General features: G+C 70.7%; 18 protein-coding genes and 1 pseudogene. 8 read left to right on the top strand and 11 right to left on the bottom strand.

Annotated elements, in window-relative coordinates:
* Positions 1-126: 126 nt before the first annotated feature.
* Together ABZ570_RS22365 and ABZ570_RS22360 are read right to left on the bottom strand one after the other, a co-directional pair.
* Positions 127-1,548 (bottom strand): endo-1,4-beta-xylanase, encoded by a 1,422-nt coding sequence (locus tag ABZ570_RS22365; RefSeq protein WP_358066751.1) that lies wholly within the window; start codon positions 1,546-1,548, stop codon positions 127-129.
* Between the two features lie 482 nt (positions 1,549-2,030).
* Positions 2,031-2,237 (bottom strand): endo-1,4-beta-xylanase, encoded by a 207-nt coding sequence (locus ABZ570_RS22360; RefSeq protein WP_358066748.1) that lies wholly within the window; start codon positions 2,235-2,237, stop codon positions 2,031-2,033.
* Here ABZ570_RS22360 and ABZ570_RS22355 point away from each other — a divergent pair.
* Positions 2,188-2,828, top strand: a pseudogene (locus ABZ570_RS22355) (substrate-binding domain-containing protein); the annotation flags it as partial. The gene ABZ570_RS22360 and the pseudogene ABZ570_RS22355 overlap by 50 nt on opposite strands.
* 30 nt (positions 2,829-2,858) lie before the next feature.
* Here ABZ570_RS22355 and ABZ570_RS22350 read toward each other — a convergent pair.
* A complete protein-coding gene (locus ABZ570_RS22350) occupies positions 2,859-3,863 on the bottom strand; it encodes a LacI family DNA-binding transcriptional regulator (RefSeq protein ID WP_358066745.1) in 1,005 nt (334 codons plus the stop codon).
* A 139-nt stretch (positions 3,864-4,002) separates the two neighbouring features.
* Here ABZ570_RS22350 and ABZ570_RS22345 point away from each other — a divergent pair, with 139 nt between their 5' ends.
* The 5 genes from ABZ570_RS22345 to ABZ570_RS22325 all read left to right on the top strand — a co-directional run bounded on the left by ABZ570_RS22345 (position 4,003) and on the right by ABZ570_RS22325 (position 11,297).
* Positions 4,003-5,310, top strand: a complete 1,308-nt coding sequence (locus ABZ570_RS22345; RefSeq protein ID WP_358066742.1) for an extracellular solute-binding protein — start codon at positions 4,003-4,005, stop codon at positions 5,308-5,310.
* Positions 5,307-6,302 carry a sugar ABC transporter permease gene (locus tag ABZ570_RS22340; protein ID WP_358066739.1) on the top strand — a complete coding sequence of 332 codons (996 nt, stop codon included), beginning with the start codon at positions 5,307-5,309 and terminating at the stop codon, positions 6,300-6,302. The genes ABZ570_RS22345 and ABZ570_RS22340 overlap by 4 nt, the downstream gene beginning before the upstream one ends.
* Positions 6,299-7,165, top strand: a complete 867-nt coding sequence (locus tag ABZ570_RS22335) for a carbohydrate ABC transporter permease (protein WP_358066757.1) — start codon at positions 6,299-6,301, stop codon at positions 7,163-7,165. The genes ABZ570_RS22340 and ABZ570_RS22335 overlap by 4 nt, the downstream gene beginning before the upstream one ends.
* Positions 7,166-7,205: 40 nt before the next feature.
* On the top strand, positions 7,206-9,530 hold the full coding sequence (locus ABZ570_RS22330; protein ID WP_358066736.1) for a glycoside hydrolase family 3 N-terminal domain-containing protein: 2,325 nt from the start codon (positions 7,206-7,208) through the stop codon (positions 9,528-9,530).
* Positions 9,531-9,944: 414 nt separating this feature from the next.
* Positions 9,945-11,297: an FAD-binding oxidoreductase gene (locus ABZ570_RS22325; RefSeq protein WP_358066733.1), complete on the top strand. Its 1,353-nt coding sequence runs from the start codon at positions 9,945-9,947 to the stop codon at positions 11,295-11,297.
* A 12-nt stretch (positions 11,298-11,309) separates the two neighbouring features.
* Here the strand turns inward: ABZ570_RS22325 and ABZ570_RS22320 are convergent, their stop codons facing one another.
* The 4 genes from ABZ570_RS22320 to ABZ570_RS22305 all read right to left on the bottom strand — a co-directional run bounded on the left by ABZ570_RS22320 (position 11,310) and on the right by ABZ570_RS22305 (position 16,407).
* Positions 11,310-12,137 carry a DUF72 domain-containing protein gene (locus ABZ570_RS22320; RefSeq protein ID WP_358066754.1) on the bottom strand — a complete coding sequence of 276 codons (828 nt, stop codon included), beginning with the start codon at positions 12,135-12,137 and terminating at the stop codon, positions 11,310-11,312.
* Between the two features lie 113 nt (positions 12,138-12,250).
* On the bottom strand, positions 12,251-13,657 hold the full coding sequence (locus ABZ570_RS22315) for an aminobutyraldehyde dehydrogenase (protein WP_358066730.1): 1,407 nt from the start codon (positions 13,655-13,657) through the stop codon (positions 12,251-12,253).
* A 9-nt stretch (positions 13,658-13,666) separates the two neighbouring features.
* Positions 13,667-15,112 carry an FAD-dependent oxidoreductase gene (locus tag ABZ570_RS22310; RefSeq protein ID WP_358066727.1) on the bottom strand — a complete coding sequence of 482 codons (1,446 nt, stop codon included), beginning with the start codon at positions 15,110-15,112 and terminating at the stop codon, positions 13,667-13,669.
* A complete protein-coding gene (locus ABZ570_RS22305) occupies positions 15,109-16,407 on the bottom strand; it encodes a nucleotide disphospho-sugar-binding domain-containing protein (RefSeq protein WP_358066724.1) in 1,299 nt (432 codons plus the stop codon). Before ABZ570_RS22305 ends, ABZ570_RS22310 begins: the two co-directional genes overlap by 4 nt.
* A 118-nt stretch (positions 16,408-16,525) precedes the next feature.
* Between ABZ570_RS22305 and ABZ570_RS22300 the strand changes: the two genes are divergently transcribed.
* On the top strand, positions 16,526-17,176 hold the full coding sequence (locus ABZ570_RS22300) for a TetR/AcrR family transcriptional regulator (protein ID WP_358066721.1): 651 nt from the start codon (positions 16,526-16,528) through the stop codon (positions 17,174-17,176).
* A gap of 145 nt (positions 17,177-17,321) precedes the next feature.
* Here the strand turns inward: ABZ570_RS22300 and ABZ570_RS22295 are convergent, their stop codons facing one another.
* Genes ABZ570_RS22295 through ABZ570_RS22280 form a run of 4 tightly spaced genes read right to left on the bottom strand, consistent with a single transcriptional unit; the run spans position 17,322 to position 21,175 of the window.
* Positions 17,322-18,380 carry an ABC transporter ATP-binding protein gene (locus ABZ570_RS22295; RefSeq protein ID WP_358066718.1) on the bottom strand — a complete coding sequence of 353 codons (1,059 nt, stop codon included), beginning with the start codon at positions 18,378-18,380 and terminating at the stop codon, positions 17,322-17,324.
* Positions 18,377-19,147: an ABC transporter permease gene (locus ABZ570_RS22290; RefSeq protein WP_358066714.1), complete on the bottom strand. Its 771-nt coding sequence runs from the start codon at positions 19,145-19,147 to the stop codon at positions 18,377-18,379. Before ABZ570_RS22290 ends, ABZ570_RS22295 begins: the two co-directional genes overlap by 4 nt.
* Positions 19,140-20,063: an ABC transporter permease gene (locus ABZ570_RS22285; protein WP_358066711.1), complete on the bottom strand. Its 924-nt coding sequence runs from the start codon at positions 20,061-20,063 to the stop codon at positions 19,140-19,142. The genes ABZ570_RS22290 and ABZ570_RS22285 overlap by 8 nt, the downstream gene beginning before the upstream one ends.
* Positions 20,060-21,175, bottom strand: a complete 1,116-nt coding sequence (locus tag ABZ570_RS22280) for a spermidine/putrescine ABC transporter substrate-binding protein (RefSeq protein ID WP_358066708.1) — start codon at positions 21,173-21,175, stop codon at positions 20,060-20,062. The genes ABZ570_RS22285 and ABZ570_RS22280 overlap by 4 nt, the downstream gene beginning before the upstream one ends.
* A gap of 112 nt (positions 21,176-21,287) precedes the next feature.
* On the opposite strand from ABZ570_RS22280, the gene ABZ570_RS22275 reads away from it, so the two are divergent.
* Complete coding sequence (locus tag ABZ570_RS22275; RefSeq protein WP_358066705.1) at positions 21,288-22,376, top strand: hypothetical protein; 1,089 nt, start codon at positions 21,288-21,290, stop codon at positions 22,374-22,376.
* Positions 22,377-22,380: the final 4 nt, after the last annotated feature.

The raw sequence follows: 22,380 nt of genomic DNA, 5'->3' as shown, positions 1-22,380 counted from the left end.
GAAGTAGTCAACGCCGGTCAGGCACATCACCTGCCACCAGGGATGCGCGGCCGCCCGGGGTGCTCCCGCCGGGCCGCCGCGGGGCTCGGCTCAGCCGGTCAGGCCGACGCGCCGGCCCGCCGTCGGTCACCTCGCCGTGCAGGTGGCGGTGCCGGACGGGCCGACGCCGGTGCCCTGGAAGCCGAACTCGGTGCTGGCTCCGGCGCCGAGCTGGCCGTTGTAGTCGACATTCCGGAAGTTGACCGTGCCGGTGGTGCCGCTGGGCTGGGCGCTCCAGGTGTTGGTGATGGCCGCCCCGCCGGGCAGGGTGAGCACGACGGTCCATCCGTTGATCGGGTTCGCGCCCGCGGTGACCCGGACGTAGGTGACGAAGCCGCCCTGCCACTGGTTGAGGGCCAGTGTGGCGGTGCAGCCGCTGCCCGAGGGCGGCGGGGTGGTCGGCGGGGCGGTCGTGGGCGGGGGAGTGGTGGCCGGCGGGGTGGTGGTCGGCGGGGGAGTGCCGCCCCCGTTCAAGGCGTTGAGGACGGCGGTGTAGGCCGGCTTCTTGTTGCCGCTGCCGTCGAAGAGCAGCGGGGTGCCGCTCGCCCGCCACGAGTCGGTGTCGCGGATGCCCCAGACGGTGATGCCGGTGCAGCGGGACACGGCCAGGCAGGCGCGCACGACCCGACCGTAGTTGTCGGCCTGGGTGGTCCCGGAGCCTTCGATGTCCAGCTCGGTGATCTGCACGTCCACGCCGAGGTTGGCGAACCGCTGCAGGTTGGCCTGGTAGTCACTGGGCACCGGCGAGGCGCTGTTGAAGTGCGACTGGAAGCCGACGCAGTCGATCGGTACGCCCCGGGCCTTGAAGTCCTGCACCATCGCGTAGACGGCGTTGGACTTCGCGTTCTGCCCGTCGGTGTTGTAGTCGTTGTAGCAGAGCTTCGCGCCGGGGTCGGCGGCCCGGGCGGTGCGGAAGGCCACCTCGATCCAGTCGTTGCCGGTGCGCTGGAGGTTCGAGTCGCGCCGGGCGCCGCTGGTGCCGTCGGCGAAGGCCTCGTTCACCACGTCCCAGGCGTAGATCTTGCCGCGGTAATGGGTGGCGACCTGGGTGACGTGGTTGACCATCGCCTGCCGCAGCGCGCTGCCGGAGAGGTTCTGCGCCCAGCCGGGCTGCTGCGAGTGCCAGGCCAGGGCGTGCCCGCGCACCCGCATCCCGTTGGCCTGAGCGTGGCTGACGATCCGGTCGGCGCTGGTGTAGTTGAACTGGCCCTGGGACGGCTCGGTGGCGTCCCACTTCATCTCGTTCTCGGGGGTCACCATGTTGAACTCGCGGTTCAAGATGCCGACGTACGTGCTGTCGGACAGCTTGTTCGCCGCCACGGCGGTGCCGAAGTAACGGCCGCTCTCCGCCGCCGAGGCGCCCAGGGTCGTGCCGGCGCTGGCACTGGACGCCACCGCCACCGTCGCGGCGACCACCGCGGCGCCGGCCACCATCGACAGCAGCACGGCACGGGGGCGTGGCCGGGCTGTCGAGCCGCTCCCGCTGCCGCGGGCGAGCATCTTGTCCATCAGGAAGCCTTTCCATAGTCGGGTGGATCAGAGGAACTTCGACCACTGCCCGCCACGGTGACCGGCTCGCTGCGCGACCGCCCGGAGGCCGCGCGGATCGGGAACATCTCCCGCGCACCGTGAGTTGATCGAAGGTTATCTCTCGAAAAAGTACCGGTACCGTTCCGAATTCTCAACCTGTCGTCCGGCGGTAGCCGGCGGCAGCCGGCATGGCCTGGGGCGTTGCCTGATGCGGCGCCGGATGCCGAGGGGCGCGGCCCCCGTGTGGGGCTCGCCTGACGTGCCGCCATCCGCGGGGCCGAACGCGGTGCTGCGCCGGTGGCGTCAACAATTTCCGGAAACTATCGGGCCTGACGCCCGCCCGGCCGGTCACGAACGACGGCGGGGTCGGTCGCTGGACCTGCCCCGCCGTCGTCGAGCGGATGCCTACCGGCGCGGATTCCGCACCACCCGCGGCCGCATGTGGGGCGGCCCGGCGTAGCTCAGGTCGGCCTTGAGCTCCTGGTACGCCGCTTCGGCTGGTAGTTCTCGTCGTAGACGGTGGCCAGGCGCTCCGGCGGGTTGCTGAACCAACCCGGCACCCACGAGTGCCGGTCGGTGAAGCCCCAGAGGGTGAACGACAGGCAGCGCCGCTCGGCCACCTCCACCCTGGAGCCACCGCTGCAGGCCGAGCTGCGTCGTCTCAACATCCCCGTCGTGATCGTCGACCCGGCCGGGGTGCCCCCGCAGGAGGCGCCCACGATCGGCACGACCAACTGGGTGGGCAGTCTGCGCGCCACCGAGTACCTGCTCGGTCTCGGCCACCGGCGGATCGGCTTCATCGCCGGGCCACCGCAGCTGATGTACAGCCGGGCGCGCCTCGACGGCTACCGCGCGGCGATCGAGGCCGCCGGCCTCACCGTCGACGACCGGCTGATCCACCAAGGAACTTCTACCACGAGGCCGGGTTCGCCGGAGGCACCCAGCTGCTGCGCCTGCCCGACCGCCCCACCGCCATCTTCGCCTCCAGCGATCAGATGGCCCTCGGTGTCTACGAAGCCGTACGGCAACGCGGCCTGCGGGTGCCCGACGACCTCAGCGTCGTCGGCTTCGACGACCTGCCGGAGGTCCGGTGGTGCTCGCCGCCGCTGACCACCGTCCGGCAGCCCTTCGCCGAGATGGGCCTGCTCGCCGCCCGCACGGTCCTTCGGCTGGCGCAAGGCGAGCAGATAGAGAGCCCGCGGGTGGAACTGGCCACCGAGCTCATCGTCCGCGACAGCGCCGCTCCGCTGCCCGCCTGACAGCGCCTCGGGCGGGCCTCGGCCTCGGCGTCAGGGGTGGGGACAGCAGGACGCGCGGACGACCAGCTCGGTGGGCAGCCGGATGTGCGTGTCGCGTTCGACGCCGCCGATCAGGTCGACGAGCAGGCGCAGCGCCTCGGCGCCCATGCGTTGGAGCGGTTGCATGATCGTCGTCAGCGGCGGGTTGACCAGCGCCGACTCCGGCACGTTGTCGAAGCCGATCACGGACAGGTCGTCGGGCACCGTCAGGCCCATGCTTCGGGCGACGTCCATGGTGGAGATCGCCGAGAGGTCGTTTCCCGCGAAGATCGCGGTCGGCCGGTCAGGGAGCGCGAGCAGCTCCGCGGCGGTACCGGCGGCGCTCTCGATCCGGAACCCACCAACGCGCACGAGGCTCTCGTCCACCGCGACCCCGGCGTCGGCCATGGCCTTGCGGAAGCCCGCCTCGCGCAGGCGTGCCGACTCGAGGTCGGGGCGCCCGCTGATGTGCCCGATGCGGCGGTGACCGAGCGACAGCAGGTAGTTGGTCGCGAGCACGGCGCCGGCGAAGTTGTCCGAGTCGACGGTGGGCAGACCGGACGGGCCCGTGTGGGGGTCGACGGCCACGACGTGGAAGCCGTGCTTGGTCTCGACCACCGTCGGCGTGACGATCACGGCCCCGTCGATGAGCGTTCCCGACAGGCGTGCCAGCGACCGTCGTTCCCAGCCGACGGCCGCGCCGTCGCCGTCGCCGCCGGAGTACGCCAGCAGCTGGTACCCGGTGCCGGCGACCTCCCTGGACGCCCCCTTCAGCAGCTCGGCCGAGAACGGCTCGAACTCGGCGACCAGGATGCCCAGCACGTTCGTGCGGTGGCTGCGGAGGCTCTGTGCGCCCAGGCTGGCCTCGTACCCGAGCTCGTGGATGACCTGCTGGACGCGCTCCACCGTCGCCTGCGCCACGCCGTACCGTCCATTGACTACCTTCGATACGGTTGCCACCGAGACGCCGGCGACATGAGCCACGTCCGACATCTTGACGCGCTGCGGGAACGCCACGCCGACGATGATAGAGGGGCGGCCCGAGCCTCGTCATGGGCAGTCGAAAACGTTATCGATACCGATTGACACAGGGATAGACGACTGTAAAACTCGCCGGCAGGCCGAGTACCGCGACTGACTAGTCGAGGAGACAACGATGGCGATGAAAAGCCGCGCAGGCACGGTCCTGGCGCTGCTCACGACCAGCGCACTCCTTGTCGCCGGGTGCAACAGCGGCGACAGCGAGGCGCCCACCGAGAACGAGCTGTACCAGAACCCGGTGACCCTGACCTGGTGGCACAACGCCTCGCAGGACGGGCCCGGCAAGACCTACTGGGAGAAGGTGGCCAAGGACTTCTCCACGGCCCACCCGAGCGTCACGATCAAGATCGAGGCGATCGAGACGAACCAGCTCCAGCGCACCCGGCTGCCCGCCGCGCTCCTGAGCAGCGACCCGCCGGACATCTTCCAGGCGTGGGGCGGTGGTGAGATCCGCGAGCAGGTGGAGGCCGACTACCTGAAGGACATCACCGACCAGGTCAAGACGGAGGTCGCCAGCATCGGCAGCGCGGCCGAGATCTGGCAGGTGGACGGCAAGCAGTACGGCCTGCCGTACCGAATGGGCATCGAGGGCATCTGGTACAACAAGGATATGTTCGCCAAGGCGGGCATCACCTCTCTTCCGACCACGTTCGAGGAGCTCAACGACGCGGTCACGAAACTCAAGGCGATCAACGTCACCCCGATCGCCCTGGGCGCCGGCGACAAGTGGCCCGCCGCGCACTGGTGGTACAACTTCGCGCTGCGCGCCTGCTCGGTCGACACGCTGAAGAAGGCCTCCGCCGACCGCGTCTTCGACGATCCGTGCTTCGTGACGGCCGGCGAGAACCTGAAGACCTTCATCGCCACCAAGCCGTTCCAGCCCAACTTCATCGCCACGCCCGGCCAGAACGATCCGACCAGCGCGAATGGCCTGCTCGCCAACGGCAAGGCCGCGATGGAGCTCATGGGCGACTGGAACAAGGGCACCCTGGAGACCGTCGCCGAGGACCCGGCCGTCCTCAACAAGTTCCTCGGCTGGTTCCCCGTACCGGCGATGTCCGGAGCCGCGGGTGACCCGAAGGCGGCCCTCGGTGGCGGCGACGGGTTCGCCTGTGCCAAGAACGCCCCGGCCGAGTGCGTCGAGTTCCTCAAGTACATCGTGAGCCCCGAGGTACAGAAGGGCTACGCCGAGACCGGCGTCGGTCTGCCCGTCACCAAGGGCGCGGAGGCCGGCGTGGCCGATCCCGCTCTCAAGTCCATCCTGGCGGCCACGTCCAACGCGACCTACGTACAGCTCTGGCTGGACACGGCCTTCGGCAGCACCGTCGGCAACGCGATGAACGACGCGATCGTCGCCATCTTCGCCGGCACCGGCACCCCTGAGCAGGTCGTCTCAGCGATGAAGTCGGCTGCACGCAAGTGACCTCCACCAACCCGACCCTGAGCCCCGCCGGCGGCGCGTCCGCGCCGCCGACGGGCCTCCGGCCCGGCCGCTCGTCCGCCCGCGCGGCCGAAACCCGCCGCAAGTGGTACGAGATCGTCGGGCTGACGACGCCGGCGATCCTCGTCTACGTGCTGTTCGTGCTGGTGCCGATGGGCTTCGCGGTCTACTACAGCCTGTTTCGCTGGCGCGGGGTCGGGCCGCCCACCGAGTACGTCGGCTTCAACAACTACCTCCTCGCCTTCCAGGACCCGATCTTCCTCGACGCGCTGCGCAACAACGCCCTCATCGTCGTCGGGTCGCTGCTGGTCCAGGGCCCGATCGCACTGGGCGCAGCCCTGCTGCTCAACCGCCGCTTCCGCGGGCGCACCGTGTTCCGCCTGCTGGTGTTCGTGCCCTACGTGCTCGCCGAGGTCACCGTCGGCATCATGTGGAAGCTGATCCTCACCGACGGCGGCACGGTCGACGCGCTGCTGCGGTCACTGGGGCTGGGCAGCTGGGTGCAGGCGTGGCTCGCCGACCTCGACGTCGTCATCTGGACGCTGCTGCTCATCCTCACCTGGAAGTACGTCGGCTTCGCCATCATCCTCCTGCTCGCCGGCCTGTCGAACGTGCCGCGCGAGCTGAGCGAGGCTGCCGCGATCGACGGCGCGAGCTGGTGGCAGATCCAGCGCCACATCACGCTCCCACTGCTGGGCCCGACGATCCGGATCTGGATGTTCCTGTCGATGATCGGCTCGCTGCAGGTCTTCGACGTGATCTGGGTGACCTCGGTACCCGCGGTGCGGTCGCTCGGCGCCTCGGCCACGATGGCGACGTACATGGTGGACAACGGCTTCTTCGCCCGGCTGTGGGGCTACGGCAACGCGGTGGCCGTGATCCTGTTCGTCATCTCGTTCGTCGCGGCGCTGCTGTTCCAGCGTTTCCTCCTCCGCCGCGACATCGAGGGCGCCATCACCAGGAGGGTGAACTGACCGTGGCCACGAACGCCGTCCCTGCCCTGTCCTCGGAGCGGCGCCCGGTGTCGTGGAGCACCGCGCTCACGTACGCGCTGGCGCTCGCGGTCGCAGCCGTGTCGATCGCCCCGGTGGTCTACGTGATCGTCGGCGGTTTCCGCACCACCCCGCAGATCGTCGCGAACCCGGCCGGCCTGCCCGACCCGTGGGTCTGGGACAACTACGCCAGGGTGCTGACGCAGAGCAACTTCTGGCGGCAGGCGTTCAACAGCGCACTGATCGCGCTGGCCACGACGCTCGGCGTCGTGGCACTCGGTGTCTGCGCCGCGTACGTGCTCGCCCGGTACACCTTCCGGGGGCGTGAGGCGCTCTACACCTTCTTCACGCTCGGCCTGCTCTTTCCGGCCGGGGCCGCGATCCTGCCGCTATACCTCCTGCTGCGCGACCTGAACATGATCAATTCCTACTACGCCGTGATCCTTCCGCAGGTCGCCTTCTCGTTGCCGCTCACGATCGTGATCCTGCGTCCCTTCCTGTCCGCCATCCCCCGCGAGCTGGAAGACGCCGCGGCGATCGACGGCACGGGCCGGCTCGGTTTCCTCTGGCGCATCGTGCTGCCGCTGTCGCGGCCCGCGCTCGTCACCGTCGGGGTCCTCGCGTTCGTGGCGAGCTGGAACGCCTTCCTCCTGCCCCTGCTCGTCCTCGGCGACGCCAGCCGGCACACCCTGCCGCTGGGTGTCCAGAACTTCTCGAGCCAGTACACCACCGACACGGCGGGCGTCCTCGCCTTCACCTCGCTGGCGATGCTGCCGGCACTACTTTTCTTCACGTTCGCCGAGAAGCAGATCGTCGGTGGCCTGCAGGGCGCGGTCAAGGGCTGAGCGACAGCGGTACCAGCACAACCCAAGGGGGAGGCACAGCATGACTGAGGTCCGCGGGACGGTGGACGGGCCGGCGCCGGCTCGGACCGGGCCGGACCACGGCCGGTCGGACGGCCGGGACGGCGAGGCACGCGTACGTGAGCTGCTCGGCCGGATGACGATCGAGGAGAAGGTCGCGCAGCTCGTCGGCTTCTGGGAGAAGGAGGACGGCGAGGCCGTCGCACCGCTGCAGGGCGAGTTCGGCGACATCGCCAAGCTCGAGGACTTCACCCGGCACGGGCTCGGCCATCTCACCCGCGCCTACGGCACGCGCCCCATCGACGCCGCCGCGCGTGCGTCGTGGCTGTGGAAGTTCCAGTCCGACCTGGTGACGGGTACCAGGCTCGGCATACCGGCGATCGTCCACGAGGAGTGCCTCACCGGGCTCTCGGCGTGGAAAGCGGCCACCTTCCCCACACCACTGGCGTGGGGCGCCGCGTTCGATCCCGAGCTCGTCACCGAGATGGCCGCGGCGATCGGGGCGTCCATGCGCGCCCTGGGCGTCCACCAGGGCCTCGCCCCGGTGCTCGACGTGATCCGTGACCCGCGCTGGGGCCGGGTCGACGAGTGCATCTCCGAGGACCCGTACCTGGTCGGGACCGTCGGCACCGCGTACGTGCGTGGTCTGCAGTCGCAGGGGGTGCACGCCACGCTCAAGCACTTCGCCGGCTACTCCGCCTCGCGCGCCGGGCGCAACTTCGCCCCCGTGCACGCCGGCCCGCGGGAGCTCGCCGACGTGCTGCTCCTCCCGTTCGAGATGGCGATCCTCGACGGCGACGCGCGCTCCGTCATGCACTCCTACGCCGAGATCGACGGCGTGCCCGTCGCCGCCGATCCGACGATGCTGACCGGCGTGCTGCGGGACAGGTGGGGCTTCGACGGTACGGTGGTGGCCGACTACTACGGAGTGGCCTTCCTGAACCTGCTGCACCATGTCGCGGGCGACCACGCGGAGGCGGCCGTGCAGGCGCTGACCGCCGGTGTCGACATCGAGCTTCCGACCGGCGACGCCTACCAGACCCTGCGGGAGTCGGTGCGGGCCGGCAGGCTCGACGAGGCGCTCATCGACCGGGCGGTGCTGCGGGTCCTGCGCCAGAAGCTGGAACTCGGCCTGCTCGACGCCACCTTCACCGACGAACCGCCCCCGGCGGTCGACCTCGACCCGCCCGAGCACCGGTCGATCGCCCGCCGCCTCGCGGAGGAGTCGATCGTCCTGGTCGCCAACGGGGACGTACTCCCGCTGCCCCCGGGTCGCCGCGTGGCGGTCGTCGGCCCGAACGCCGATCGGCAGGGCGCGCTCTTCGGGTGCTACTCCTTCCTCAACCACGTGCTCGTCCAGCATCCCGGCGTGGAGGCCGGAATCGAGGTGCCGACGGTCCTCGACGCGGCGCGCGTCGAGTTCGGTGCCGATCTCGTCACCTGGGCGCGCGGCTGCGACGTGGACACCGAGGACCGGTCCGGGTTCGACGAGGCCGTCGCCGTGGCCTCCGCCGCAGATGTCGCCGTACTGGTCGTCGGCGACCACGCCGGCCTCTTCGGGCGCGGCACGGTCGGCGAAGGCTGCGACCGCGACGACCTGGAGCTGCCCGGGGTCCAGCGCGAGCTTGTCGAGGCGGTGCTGGCGACGGGCACCCCGGTCGTCCTCGTGCTGGTCACGGGCCGGCCCTACGCGGTCGACTGGGCACTGTCGCGATGCGCGGCGGTGGTGCAGGCGTTCTTCCCGGGTGAGGAGGGCGCCGGGGCGATCGCGGGCGTGCTCTCCGGGCGGGTCAACCCGTCGGGCAAGCTGCCGGTCAGCCTGCCCCGTTCGGCAGGGGCGCAGCCGTACTCGTACCTGCATCCCACGCTCGGCGAGGGCAGCGAGGTGACCAACCTGCCGGCGACGCCCGCGGCACCGTTCGGCCACGGCCTCTCCTACACGGCGTTCGCGCACACCGGCCTCACCGTGCCCGCCACGGTGCCGACCGACGGGTCGCTGCACGTGGCCGTACGCGTGACGAACACCGGTGCGGTCGCCGGCGACGACGTGGTCCAGCTCTACGGCCGCGACGTGGTGGCCTCGGTCACCCGGCCGGTGGCGCAGCTGCTCGGATACCGGCGGGTCCACCTGGCGCCGGGCCGGTCGGTCACGGTCGAGCTGACGGTGCCCACCACCCGCCTGGCCTTCTCCGACCGCACGCTGACCCGCGTCGTGGAGCCCGGCGACGTCGAACTGTGGGTCGGTACGAGCGCACGGCGGGACACCGAGACACTGACCACGTTGGTCGGCGACACCGTGCCGGTCACCAACGCCTCCCCGCGCTGGACGACGTCCGAGATCAGCTGAGTCCGTCCGCCGGCTGCCACGTCGGAGACGGTCGGCCCGTCGTCGCCCCGTGGCGCGAACCGGAGCATTTTGCGCCACCAGGGGGCCAGGAAGGCGGCCGGGGTGAGGAGTCGATGTCAGCCCGTACCCGATGAGGCGACCTGCGCTGATCGTCAGATTCAGGTGTGACAACCTTTCCGCACCGTCGTGAAATCGCACGTTGGGCTGTGCACCGCGGCGCGAGGCGCGTGGCGAAGAGGCTGGTTTCCTGTTGAAAGGTGGCGGGTGGTGGCACGGTTCCGGATGTCGCGGCGGCAGGTACTGACGCACGGGGTGACGGCGACGGGAGCGCTGGTTGCTGGTAGTGCGGCTACTGTCGCGGTAAGCCGATGGGCGGAGCAGGGCAGGATCCCACCTACCAATCCGTCTGCGGCGTTGCTCGACGACGCGAGCAGGCTGAACCCGACCGCCGTGCGGGGAGTCCTCTTCGCTGGCAACTCGGTGGAATCCACCACCCAGGTCGTCGCGCCGCTGCTGCGCCGTATCGCCGAAGGCGATGACCCGCCGTTGGCGATCGCAGGCGTACGTCATTCCATGGGCCGGCAGAGCCTGCTCGCCGGCGGCTGGGTCCTCGACACCCGGCCCATGAACGAGATCTTGCTGGACAGTGCGGCTGGTGTGGTGCGTGTCGGCGCGGGCGCGACCTGGCGCGAGATCGTTCCGGTGCTCAACGCGGCCGGCTTTGCGCCAAAGGTGATGCAGTCCAACCACGACTTCTCGGTGGGTGGCTCACTGAGCGTGAACTGCCACGGCTGGCACACCAACCATCCCCCGATCGCCGCCACCGTACGCAGCTTCCGGCTGCTCACTGCCGACGGCGACGTGATCACCTGCAGCCCGACCGAGAACGTGGAACAGTTCGGACTGGTGCTCGGCGGCTACGGCTTGTTCGGGGTGATCCTCGACGTTGACCTCGACGTCTGGCCAAACGCGCTGTACAGCCCGCATTTCAGTACCGTGCGCACCCGCGACTACGCGACCACCTTCACCGAACGGGTGTACGCGGCCGGTTCCGCGGTGGAGATGGCCTACGGGCGGCTGTCGGTGGATCCGCGCAGCTTCCTGGAGGAAGCCATTCTGGTCACCTTCACCCCCGATCCTGGCACCCGTGGTGCTGCGCTGCCCTTGACCAGTCCAGGCATGCCGCAGCTACAACGTGCCGTGTTCCGTAACTCGGCCGGCAGCGACGTGGGCAAGGCGCTGCGCTGGGGGGTGGAACGCGAGATGGCTCCATGGCTGGCCGGGCCGCTGAGCCGGAACAGCATCCTGAACGAGCCCGTAGCGGTCTTCGCCGACCACTCGCCGGGGACGCGTGACATCCTCCACGAGTACTTCGTCCCGCAACAACGACTGTGGGAGTTTGTCCAGAAGGCCCGCGGAATTCTCGAACGTGGCCGGGTGGAGCTGCTCAATGTCACCGTCCGCGACGTACGTCAGGACCATCGCACTGCACTGGCGTACGCCCGGCAGGACGTTTTCGGCCTGGTGATGAACTTTCGGCAGGAGGACACCAGCGAGGCTGAGGACCGCATGTGCAGCACCACCCGCCAGCTGATCGACGCGGCGATCGACGTCAACGGCACGTTCTATCTGCCGTACCGGCTACACGGCACCGACGACCAGGTCCGCCGCGCCTACCCGGCCTGGGAGAGGGTCGTGGCGGCAAAACGCCGCCACGATCCGGGCGAAGTCTTCCGCAACCACCTGTACAACTCGTACGCACGCTGATCGAAAGCCGGATCAGAACAGTGTCGACGGTCCGACCGGCGCCGGCTCGGGCAGCGGCGCGACCTCGGGCAGGCGTGCCCGTACCTCGTCGTGGAACCGGCGGGCCAGCTCCGGCGCGTCGGCGTTGTCCGGCGTGTGCACGAAGACCGTCGGCGAACGGCCCTCGCGCAGCCAGCCGGTCACCACGTCGAGCCACGGTTGCCAGCCCTCCGCCGTCCGCGCGGGGTCGTCCCGGCCAAGGTACCGGACGATCGGCCGCTCGGTCAGCGCCCGGGTGCGCAGCGGCGTACGCGGCTTCCTGGTCCACACCTCCCGCTCCGCGTCGCTGGTCGGCGGGGTACGGAAGAACGCGGTGGTGTCGAACGGGATCCACTCCGCGCCGACCCTGACGAGCGTCTCCTCCAACGTCCGCACCGCCCCGGGATCGTCGAAGAAGGCGGGGTGGCGGACCTCCACGGCGTACCGGTGAGCGGTGGGCAGCCCGCGCAGGAATCTGGCGAGCGCGGGTACGTCGGTGGGGCCGAACGAGGCCGGAAGCTGGATCCAGAGGGCGTGGGCCCGTGGCCCGAGGGGTTCGATCGCGTTCAGGAAGAGCCGGAGCTCCTCGTCGGCGCCGGTGAGCCGGCGATCGTGCGTGACGGCCCTCGGCAGCTTGAGCACGAACCGGAAGTCGGGGTCGGTCTGCCGCGCCCACGACGCCACCGTCTCCCGGTCCGGAGTCGCGTAGAAGGTGGTGTTCCCCTCGACCGCACTGCACCACCCGGCGTAGGCGCGCAGCCGCTCGTGGGCCGGCAGCGGGTGCGCCAGGAAGCGTCCCTGCCAGGACCTGTGCGTCCACATCGCGCACCCCACGTGCAGGCGCATCGGTTCCTCCCATCGTTCGGCCGCCCGGCGCGGAGCGACCCGCGCCGCGGGTACGGTATCCGGCCGGGACGCCGGGCGACCGACGACAGTCAGGCCGGCCGGAAGGAGTCGCGGGCGGCCGGCGCCGCGTGCTTGATCATGAGGTGCCGGGTGACCGAGTACTCCGCGACCGCCTCCTGGCTCATGTCCTTGCCGAAGCCGGAGCCCTTCACGCCGCCGTGCGGTGCCTCCGAGGCGATGGGCAGGTGGTCGTTGATCCAGGTGACGCCGACGTCGAGGCGGTGGCTGACCCGCAGGGCCCGCGAGACGTCACGGGTCCAGACCGACGACGCCAGACCGTACTGGCTGTCGTTGGCCAGGCGTACCGCGTCGTCCTCGTCGTCGGCGGGGAGCACCACGACCACCGGTCCGAACACCTCGCCCTGCACGATCTCGCTGCGTTGCTCGGCGCCGACGACCAGGGTGGGCGGGAAGAAGAACCCGGGGCCGCCCAGGGGCGTACCGCCGACCGCGACGGTGGCGCCCTCGGCCGCCGCGCGGGCCACGAAACCCGCCACCCGGTCCCGGTGGTCGGCCGAGATGAGCGGGCCGATGTCGGTCTCGCTCGACCAGGGGTCGCCGGTACGCACCTTCGCCAGCGCGGCCTCGAGCGCATCGACCGCCTCCGCGTAGACGGATCGCTGGACGTAGACGCGGGTGGCGGCGGTGCAGTCCTGGCCGGAGTTGTAGGTAGCGCCCATCGCCACCCCGAGCGCCATCTCGGTCAGGTCCGCGTCGTCGAAGACGATCGCCGGTGCCTTGCCGCCGAGTTCGAGGTGCACCCGCTTGAGCCCGGTCACCGCGCCGCGCATCACCTCCCGTCCGGTCCGGGTCGACCCGGTGACGCTGACCATGTCCACGCCCGGGTCCGCGACCAGGGCGGTTCCCACGTCGGCGCCACCGGTGACGACCTGGACCAGGCCCGCGGGCGCGCCCGCCTCCTCGATCAGGCGGGCCAGCGCCAGGGTGGTCCGGGGCGTCTGCGGTGCGGGCTTGATGACCACCGCGTTGCCGGCGGCCACTGCCGGGGCGATCTTCCAGATCGCCATGATCAGCGGGAAGTTCCAGGGCGCGATCGAGCCGACCACACCGACGGGCCGGCGCACCAGCAGGGACGTGTAGCCGGCGGACAGCGTGCCCGCACCCGTCCCGTCCAGCGAGCGGGCCGCGCCGGCGAAGAACCGCAGGTTGTCCACACCGAACGGCACCTCGCCGTCGCGCATGACGGACACCGGCTTCCCGGTCTCCTCGACCTCCAGCCGGGTCAGTTCCTCGGCGTCCCGTTCCACGAGGTCGGCCAGGCGCAGCAGGACGCGCGAGCGGTCGGCCGGGGTGGCGTCCCGCCACTGTTCGAACGCGCTGCGTGCCTGGGCCACCCGCTTCGCGACGTCCCCGGTCTCGGTGTCCGCGAGTTCGCCGATGACGGCGCCGGTCGCCGGGTTGGTGAGTATGGCCACGGTCGCTCCTCAGCTGTTGAATCCGACACCGAACTTGTCCAGGAGCCGCAGCCACGGCCCCCGGCGCCCGTCGCGCGCGTCCGCCGCGGCGAGCGCGCGGCGGGTCATCTCCACCGCCGGGTACCGCAGCGGCTCCGGCGGGAAGGGCACTGGCCGCCGCCGTACCATCCGCAGCCGGGTCCGTTCGGTCTCCCGCCCGGCCAGCAGGTCCAGTGCCACCTGCGCGCCGAAGCGGGACGCGGCCACGCCGAGTCCGGTGTAGCCGACCGCGTAGGCGATCCGCCGGTCGCGGGTGGTGCCGAACATCGGGGTGAACCGGGTGGTGGAGTCGATCACTCCGCCCCAGCGGTGGGTGAACCGGATCCCGTCGAGTTGGGGGAACGTCTCCGCGAAATGCTGGGCGAGCAGGCGGTGGGTGGCGTCGCGCTGGTCGAGGGCCGCGTCCACCCGGTTGCCGAACCGGTAGATGGCGTCGTAACCACCGAACAGGATCCGGTTGTCGTCGGTGAGGCGGTAGTAGTGGAACTGGTTACCGGCGTCGGTGATGCCCTGCGCCTCGGGCCACCGCAGCTCGGTGCGCTGGGCGTCGCTGAGCGGTTCGGTGACCAGGACGTAGTCGTAGACCGGCAGGATCCAGTGCCGCAACCGCCGCAGCGGCGGGGGATAGGCGTTGGTCCCGATGACGACGTGGTGCCCGGTGATCCGTCCGTCGGTCGTCCGCACCACGACGCCGCTGCGGGACCGGTCGAAGCCGGTGACTCTGGTGTCCTCGTGGATCGTCACTCCGAGCGACTCGGCGGCGCTCGCCAGCCCCCAGGCTAGCCGGGCGGGGTCGACCAGACCGCCGGAGCCGCGCAGCCGGACGCCCGCGAGGTACAGCGCCGAGGCCACGTCGGCGCGTACCTGCTCGGCGTCGAGCAGCGTCGCGTCGTCGCCGTACGCCCGATGCAGCTCGGCCAGGCCGGCGAGTTCGGTCACCTGATGGGGGGCGACCGCCACCGTGGTCTTGCCGCACAGCCGCAGGCCCGCGTCGATGCCGAACCGCTGCACGGTTTCGACGATCGCCGCGAGGTTCTCCCGCCCCTGGCGGACGAGCGACTCCATCTCCGTGGGCCACTGCGACCTGCCGTGCGACAGGCCGTGGGTGAGCGAGTCCGCGACGAAGCCGCCGTTGCGCCCGGACGCGCCGAAGGCGACGCGCTCGGCCTCCACCAGCACGACGTCGGCGTCCGGGTTGTCCTGCTTGGCCAGGATGGCGGCCCACAGGCCGGTGAACCCGCCGCCGATCACCACCAGGTCGGCGGTGCGTGCGCCGGTCAGCCGTGGGCGTGGTGGTGGCCGGTCACGACGGTCGGTCCAGAAGATCGCGGGTGCCGCGTCGGCGAGGGCCTGCTGCGCCCTCACCGACGCGGCTGCGGCCGAGCCGTCCCGCGCCGGGGCGTACCAGTTCGTCAACGACGGGCCCCGGCCGGGCCGGCCAACCGCTCGATCGCGTCGGCGGCCTGCCGCAGGCCGTCCGCGGCTCGGATCGCCGCGCCGTGCTCCGCGAGCCGCTTGCGCACGTCGTCGTCGCCGAGCAGACGCTCGATTGCCCCGTGCAGCTGCTCGTCGGTGAAGCGGTACGGGTCGAGGCGTACCCCGAAGCCGAGTTCGTCGACCCGCTGCGCGTTGTCGTACTGGTCCCAGAACAGCGGCAGCACGATCATCGGCTTTCCGAAGTGGAACGCCTCGGTCGTGGTGTTGTTCCCGCCGTGGGTGATGACCAGGTCGGCCTGAGGAATGATCTTCGTCTGGGGCAGGAACTCCGCGCCCCACATGTTGTCCGCGAGCTCGATCTCGGCGTGCAGCGGGCCCTTGGAGACGATGTAGCGGTGCGGCGTCTTGGCCAGCGAGTCGATGACCCGCCGCATCAGCTCGACGTCGGCCGAGCCGAGCGAGCCGAGGCTGAAGTAGATCAACGCCCCGTCCCGGTCGGCGAGCTCGGCCGGCATGGTGAACTCCTCGTCGGTCTCGCGTACCGACGACTCGAGCCGTTGCCAGGTCGGGCCGAGCGGCCGGGCGTCGACGTAGTCGGCGATGCCCGGATAGACGTAGAGGTTGAGGTCGCCCTCGTGGATGAACTCCAGGTCGGGCAGGCCCGGCGCACCCTGCTCGCGCACCCAGGCGTCGAACTCCTCCCACACCGGACGGTGGACGCGGTCGTACTCGGCCCGGAACGCCGCCCACCCGGACCGGTCCGTCGCCGGGTACCCGGAGAAGACGGGGGCGACGTCCGGACCCTTCATTTCCAGCGGGTTGCAGGAAACGATCCGGACGAAGGGCACCCCGGCGGTGTTGAGCGCCGGGAAGGCGACCACATTGTCCTCGACGATGATGTCCGGCCGTACCCGGTCGATGATCTCCAGCAGCCTGGGCTGGCAGTACCTGGCGCCGTTGATGAGCTCGACCCACACCGGCTTGACCCAGGTTTCCAGCTGCTCGATCGTCGGCTTGCGGAACTCGGGCGCGGTGTCGCGGATGAAGTCCTTCCAGAACTGACCGGCGTCCTGTTCCTCGGCGTTCTCCGGCGGTGGGGCGAGGTCGACGAGGTCCTCCTCGAAGCCGAGCGCGGTCAGCTTGCCCCGCCACGACGCCTCGGCCGCGAACACCACTCGGTGTCCGCGTCGGCGCAGCACGTCGCCGATACCGATGCAGTTGTTGGTGGGGCCGTACGCGCTCTCGGGCATGAACAGGACCGTCAGCTGAGACATCGGATCTCCCGGGGGTGACTGTTGAATCGAAATTCAACAAGGTCATCGGTCGGCAGTCAATACGCAGGCACTATGGTGTTCGGGGAGAATCTGACGTCGTACCTCGGAGCGGTGCCACATGAAAACCCGCAAGTCGCGTGCCGAGCGACGGCTGGACCTGATCGAGGCCGCACGCCGGGCGATGCTGCAGCACGGGACCGACACGGTCCTGCTCAACCAGGTGGCCGAACAGGCGGGTCTCACCTCCGGCGCGGTCCTCTACCACTATCCCGACCTGCGGGACCTGTTGCTGGAAGCGCACCACGCCGGCATGGAGCGCTTCTACGAGCTACGGGTGAAGAAGATCGCCACCACCTCCGACCCGGTGCGGAAGCTCGTCGTGACCATCCGCTCCGGACTGCCCACCGACGCCGAGGACGCCGACGTGCGGCTGCTCTGCGAACTCGGCGGGGCGGCCGGCCGCAACCGGGTCTACGCCGCCCTGCTGACCACGCTCTACGACCGGCAGGTCTCCATGTACCAGACGATCCTCGAACTCGGCGCGGCCCAGGGCGTGTTCACCCTCGCGGCGGACTCGCAGACCATCGCCCGCAACCTGGTGGCGCTCGAGGACGCGTACGGCTACCGGATCGTCGCCCGGCACCCGACCCTGCACGCCGCCGAGGCGGTCGAGCTGATCCTGTCGTACGCCCGGCTGGTCACCGGCAACCCGCTGGACGTGCCCGAGGAGCCGGCCAAGCCACCGCGCGCCCGCAAGGCCACAACCTGACGGCCGCACCGGCCACGACCGGACGCCGCACGGACCGCGACCGGACGTCAGTACCGGCCACGACCGGACGTCGGCACGGACCGCGACCTGACGTCGGCGCGGGGCGCGACCGGTGCGCCGGGCGGACCCGGCGCGCGTCAAGCGGTCACGCCCCGTCGAGCAGCACCGCGTCGGCACCCGCCCAGTCCACCCGGGTCTTGTCCCCGAGCGCCACCGAGGCCGCGCCGGCGACCGTGGCAAGCAGCGGCCGGTCGAGCCCCGCCACATCCACCGCCACGCGCGTGGTTCCGCCGAAGAAGGTCACGTCGCGCACGACCCCGACCAGGCCGCCGTCGACCCCGAGCCGGACCCGCTCGGGACGGATCGCCACGGTCGCCGCGGCCCCGACGGCGTCCGGGGCGGCGGGGCAGGGCAGTACGCCGACGTCGGGCACCCGCAGACCGTCCGCGGTGACCACGCCGGCGATCAGGTTGTTGGCCCCGATGAAGTCCGCCACGAACAGGTCGGCGGGCCGCTCGTACAGGGGCACCGGCGCGTCGACCTGACGCACCCGGCCCTCGCTCAGCACGGCGATCCGGTCGGCCAGCGACATCGCCTCCTCCTGGTCGTGGGTGACGACCACGAAGGTGATGCCCACCTCGTGCTGCAACCGCTTGAGCTCCAGTTGCATCTCGGCACGCACCTTCTTGTCCAGCGCGGACAGGGGCTCGTCGAGCAGCAACAGCCGGGGCCGCTTCACGATCGCCCTGGCCAGCGCGACCCGCTGCCGCTGACCGCCGGAGAGTTGGTGCGGGCGGCGGCGGGCCAGGCCGGTGAGGCCGACGGTGGCGAGGACCTCGTCCACCCGCTCGCGGATCTCGTGCCTCGGCAGCCGTTCGCGTTCGAGCCCGTACGCGATGTTCCGGGCCACGGTCATGTGCGGGAACAGGGCGTAGGACTGGAACATCAGGTTGACCGGCCGCCGGTGTGGTGCGACGCCGAGCAGGTCGGTGCCGTCGAGGGTCACCGACCCGCTGTCCGGGTGCTCGAAGCCGGCGAGGATCCGTAGCAGGGTGGTCTTGCCGCAGCCGCTCGGTCCCAGCAGGGCGAAGAACTCGCCCTGGCGGATCTCGAGGCTGACCTGATCCAGAGCCTGGACGTCGCCGAAGCGCCGGCTGACGGACCGGATGCTGACCAGGGGCTCGCCGGCGTGGTGGTCGCTCATAGAGACTCCGTGAGGCGGGACAGGCGTTGGGCCGCGATGACGAACGTGAAGCTGACCGCCAGCAGCAGCGTCGCCAGGGCGTTGATCTCGGGGGTGACGCCGAAGCGCACCATCGAATAGATCACGATGGGCAGCGTCGGATCCTGCGGACCGGCGGTGAAGAAGGCGATCACGAACTCGTCGAGGGAGAGCGAGAAGGCCAGCAGCGCACCGGCGATGATGCCCGGGGCCAGCGACGGGAGCGTGATCCGGACGAAGGTCTGCAACGCCGTGGCACCCAGGTCGCGGGAGGCTTCCTCCAGCGATCCGTCGACGTGGGCCAGCCGGGTGCGTACCACGGCCGCGACGAAGGCCGTGCCGAACACCGTGTGCGCCAGCAGGATCGAGTGCAGGCCGAGCGTGAACTGAACCGCGGTGTAGAAGGCGAGCAGGCCGATGGCGAGCACGATGTCGGGCAGCACGGCGGGGGCCACCGCGATCGCGTCGAGCAGCTTCGACCTCGTGTGCCGGGCCAGGCCGACGGCGAGCAGGGTGCCGAGCACCGTCGACAGCGCGGTGGCGCCGGCCGCGACGACCAGCGTGTTGACCAGCCCCTCGCGTACCGCCCGGTCGGCGAAGAGCCGGCCGTACCAGGCGGTGTCGAAACCGTCCCACCGGTACGGGGTGTCGGCCGCGTTGAACGACATGATCACGAGGACCACGATCGGCAGGTAGAGGAAGACGTACGTCAGGCCCGCCGGGACGTAGAGCCAACTGAACCTACGCACGGTTGCCACCTGCCAGCCGTCGGGCCGCCCACGCCTGCACCATCAGCAGCAGGACGAGCAGGGCGATCACGATGAGCGCGAGGGTCGAGCCGAACGGCCAGTCCCGCGCCTTGAGGAACTGGTCGCGGATGAGGTTGCCGACCATCACCGTTCGACCGCCGCCGAGCAGTTCGGGGACCACGAAGTTGCCGAGGCTGGGCACGAACACGAAGACGCAGCCGGTCAGCACGCCGGGCAGGGTGAGCGGGAAGGTCACCGAGAAGAACGTCCGGGCCGGGCGGGCGCCCAGATTGGCCGACGCCTCGCGCAGTTGGGGGTCCAGGCGTTCGATCGCCGAGTACAGCGGCAGGACCATCAGCGGCAGGTAGGCGTAGAGCAGCCCGCCGACGACGGCGCCGGGGGTGTAGAGCAGCTCCAGCGGTCGGTCGATCGCCCCGATCCCGGTCAGCGCCCGGTTGAGCACGCCCTCGCTGTTGAGCAGGATGATCCACGCGTAGGTGCGGATGAGGAAGTTGGTCCAGAACGGCAGGACCACGAGGACGAGCGCCACCGTGCGCCAGCGGCGGGGGAGCCGGGCGATGAGGTACGCGGTCGGATAGCCCAGCAGCAGTGCCAGCACCGTCGTGAGCCCGGCCAGCTTCACCGAGCTCCAGACGACGCCGAGGTAGAGCCCGTCGGCGACCCGGCTGAAGTTCTCCGTCGAGGCCTCGTAGACGATCCCGCCGAAGCGACCCCGGTGGAACAGCGTGTAGCTGAGCACGAGGGCGAGCGGCACCAGCATGAAGACGATCAGGTAGCCCAGCCCGGGTCCGAGGGTGGCCAGCCGCCCGACGAGTCGTTCCCGTCGGGCGGCGCGCCGCCCGCGCGGACTGACGTCCGCACGGGCGGCGCGTTGAGGGGCGAGAGTTGAGCTCACTTGCTGGCCGACACCTCGGTCGCGATCCGGGTGTACGCCGGCGCGGCGTCGCCCAGGTCGACCGGAACCTCCTGCTTCAGCAGGTCGGCCGGGGGGAACTTCAGCTGCGGGTGGGTCGCCAGCAGCTTGGCGTCGACCTTGGCCATGGCGGCGGCGTTCGGCACCTTGTAGAGGATGTTCTCCGCGGCCCAGGAGTGGTTGTCGGCGTCGAGGATGTAGTTGATGAAGGCGTGGGCCGCCTCCTTGTTCTTCGACGTCTTCAAGATGACCATGGTGTCCACCCAGAGGTCGCTGCCCTCCTTGGGGACCACGAACTTGATCTTCGGGTCGTCAGTGGGGCACCAGCCGTCCCACGCCTCGACCAGGGCGGCCTCGCCGGACTTGAGCCGGTCGCCGAAGGTGGTGTCGTCGTAGGCCAGCAGCGTCTTCTTCGCCGTGAGCAGCTTCTGCTTCACCTGCGCCAACTGCTCCGCGTCAGTGGTGTTGGCCGAGAAGCCGAGCGTCTTCTGCGCCGGGAGCATGAGCCACCGCTCGGTGGCCATCATGGTCACCTTCTTGGCCAGCTGCGGCCGGGGTGAGAGCAGGTCCTCCCAGCTGTCGGGGGTGTAGCCGGTCAGGTCCGTGCGGTAGCACAGGCCGGTGGTGCCCCAGGTGTACGGCACGGAGAACCTGTTGCCCTTGTCGTAGGCCAGCTGCCCGGCCTCCGGGTAGAGGTTCTTGAGGTTGGGCACGAGATCGGCGTGGATCGGCTCGACCAGGCCCTGCTCGGCGAGCGCCTGGGCGAACTGCCCGGACACGAAGGCGACGTCGATGCCGCTGTCCGCGCCCGCGGTCAGCTTCGCCATGATCTCTTCGTTGGTGGCGTGCTTCGTGACGGTGACCGCCGGGCCCTTCGCCGCCTTGAACTTCTCGGGCAGGTCCTCCGGCATGTAGCCGTCCCAGTTGGAGACCGTGAGCTTCTGCTTGCTCAGGTCGGCGTTCGGATCGAGAGCGTCCGGGCCCGCGGCGCCGGCGGTGTCGGCGCCACCACCGCACGCCGCCAGGGCGACCACGAGGCCCGCGGCGAGGGCGGCCGGGACGGCGCCACGCCGGACATTTTTCCACGGAAACACTCGGCACTCCTGTCGGGAGTCGAGACAGTGAACCGGAGTGTTGCAACGAGAGTCAACGTGCGCAAGACTCATGCCGCCTTTCGTAGCTGAGTTTTTACGTCGGAAACTGAACTTGGATTCAACAGACGCCCGAGTGCCGCACGGCGCCTCCGCCGCGCTCGTCGACGCCATCGCCACCGGTGGCGCGGTGACCGGTCTGCGGGTGCACCGCCTCGTTCCGCTCGCCCGGGGCCCCCTCGGGGAACGGCTGATCACGGTCGACCAGACCAACACCTCGGTCGTGGTGGGTGAGCGCGTGGTGGTGAAGTGGATGCGGCCCGGCGGCTCGCCCGACCGGGCTCCCGCCCTGCTGGCGCACCTGGCGGCCGTCGGCTTCACCCGCACGCCGACGCCGTACGCGGCCGTCTACCGCGACGGACCGGACGCCGGCCTGGTCGCGGTCGTGACCGGTTTCCTGCCCGAGGCGGCCGACGGCTGGGACTGGTGCGTCGACGCCCTGCTCGGCCAGCTGGACGGGGGACCGCCGGCCGACCTGGCCGGCGACCTGGGGGTGCTGGCCGCGGAGCTGCACTGCGCACTGGCCACGCCATCCGGGACCATTCCGGCACCCGTCGCGGTCAGCCACCGGGACTGGGCGGCCGACGGCCTGGCCGTCCTCGATCAGGCGCACCGGCTCATCGCCGCCGACGACGACGAGGAGGCGCGCTGGTTCGCCGCCCGGCTGCCCCGGCTCGCCGCCGACATCGGGCGGTCCCGCGAGGTGGACCGGGCGCACGCGATCCAGCCCCACGGCGACCTGCACGTCGGGCAGGTCCTGCGGTGGCGCGGCGGGCTCGCCGTGACGGACTTCGACGGGAACCCCACCCTCGCGGCCCCGGGCGGCGCCACCCTCACCGAGCCGCCCGCCCGGGACGTGGCGCAGCTGCGCACCAGCCTGCTGCACGTCGGGGAGATCGCCAACCGGCGCACCGAGGACCGGCACCGGCCGGCCGTGACCGACTGGTGCCGACGGGCGACGGACGATCTTCTCGCCGCCTACCGCCGCACCCTGGCCGAACGCGGCATGACGCACCTGTTCGACGAGCGGCTGCTGCGGCCGTTCGAGGTCGAGCAGGAGTGCCGCGAGCTGTGCTACGCCGCCCGTTTCCTGCCCCGCTGGCGGTACGCGCCGATGGGCGTGCTGCGCCGCTGGTACGACTAGATCG

The organism is Micromonospora sp. NPDC007271 (assembly GCF_040634005.1).
In the GTDB taxonomy this organism is placed as follows: domain Bacteria; phylum Actinomycetota; class Actinomycetes; order Mycobacteriales; family Micromonosporaceae; genus Micromonospora.
The sequence above is the reverse complement of the archived record's forward strand: the minus strand, read 5'-3'. Positions and strand labels throughout refer to the sequence as shown.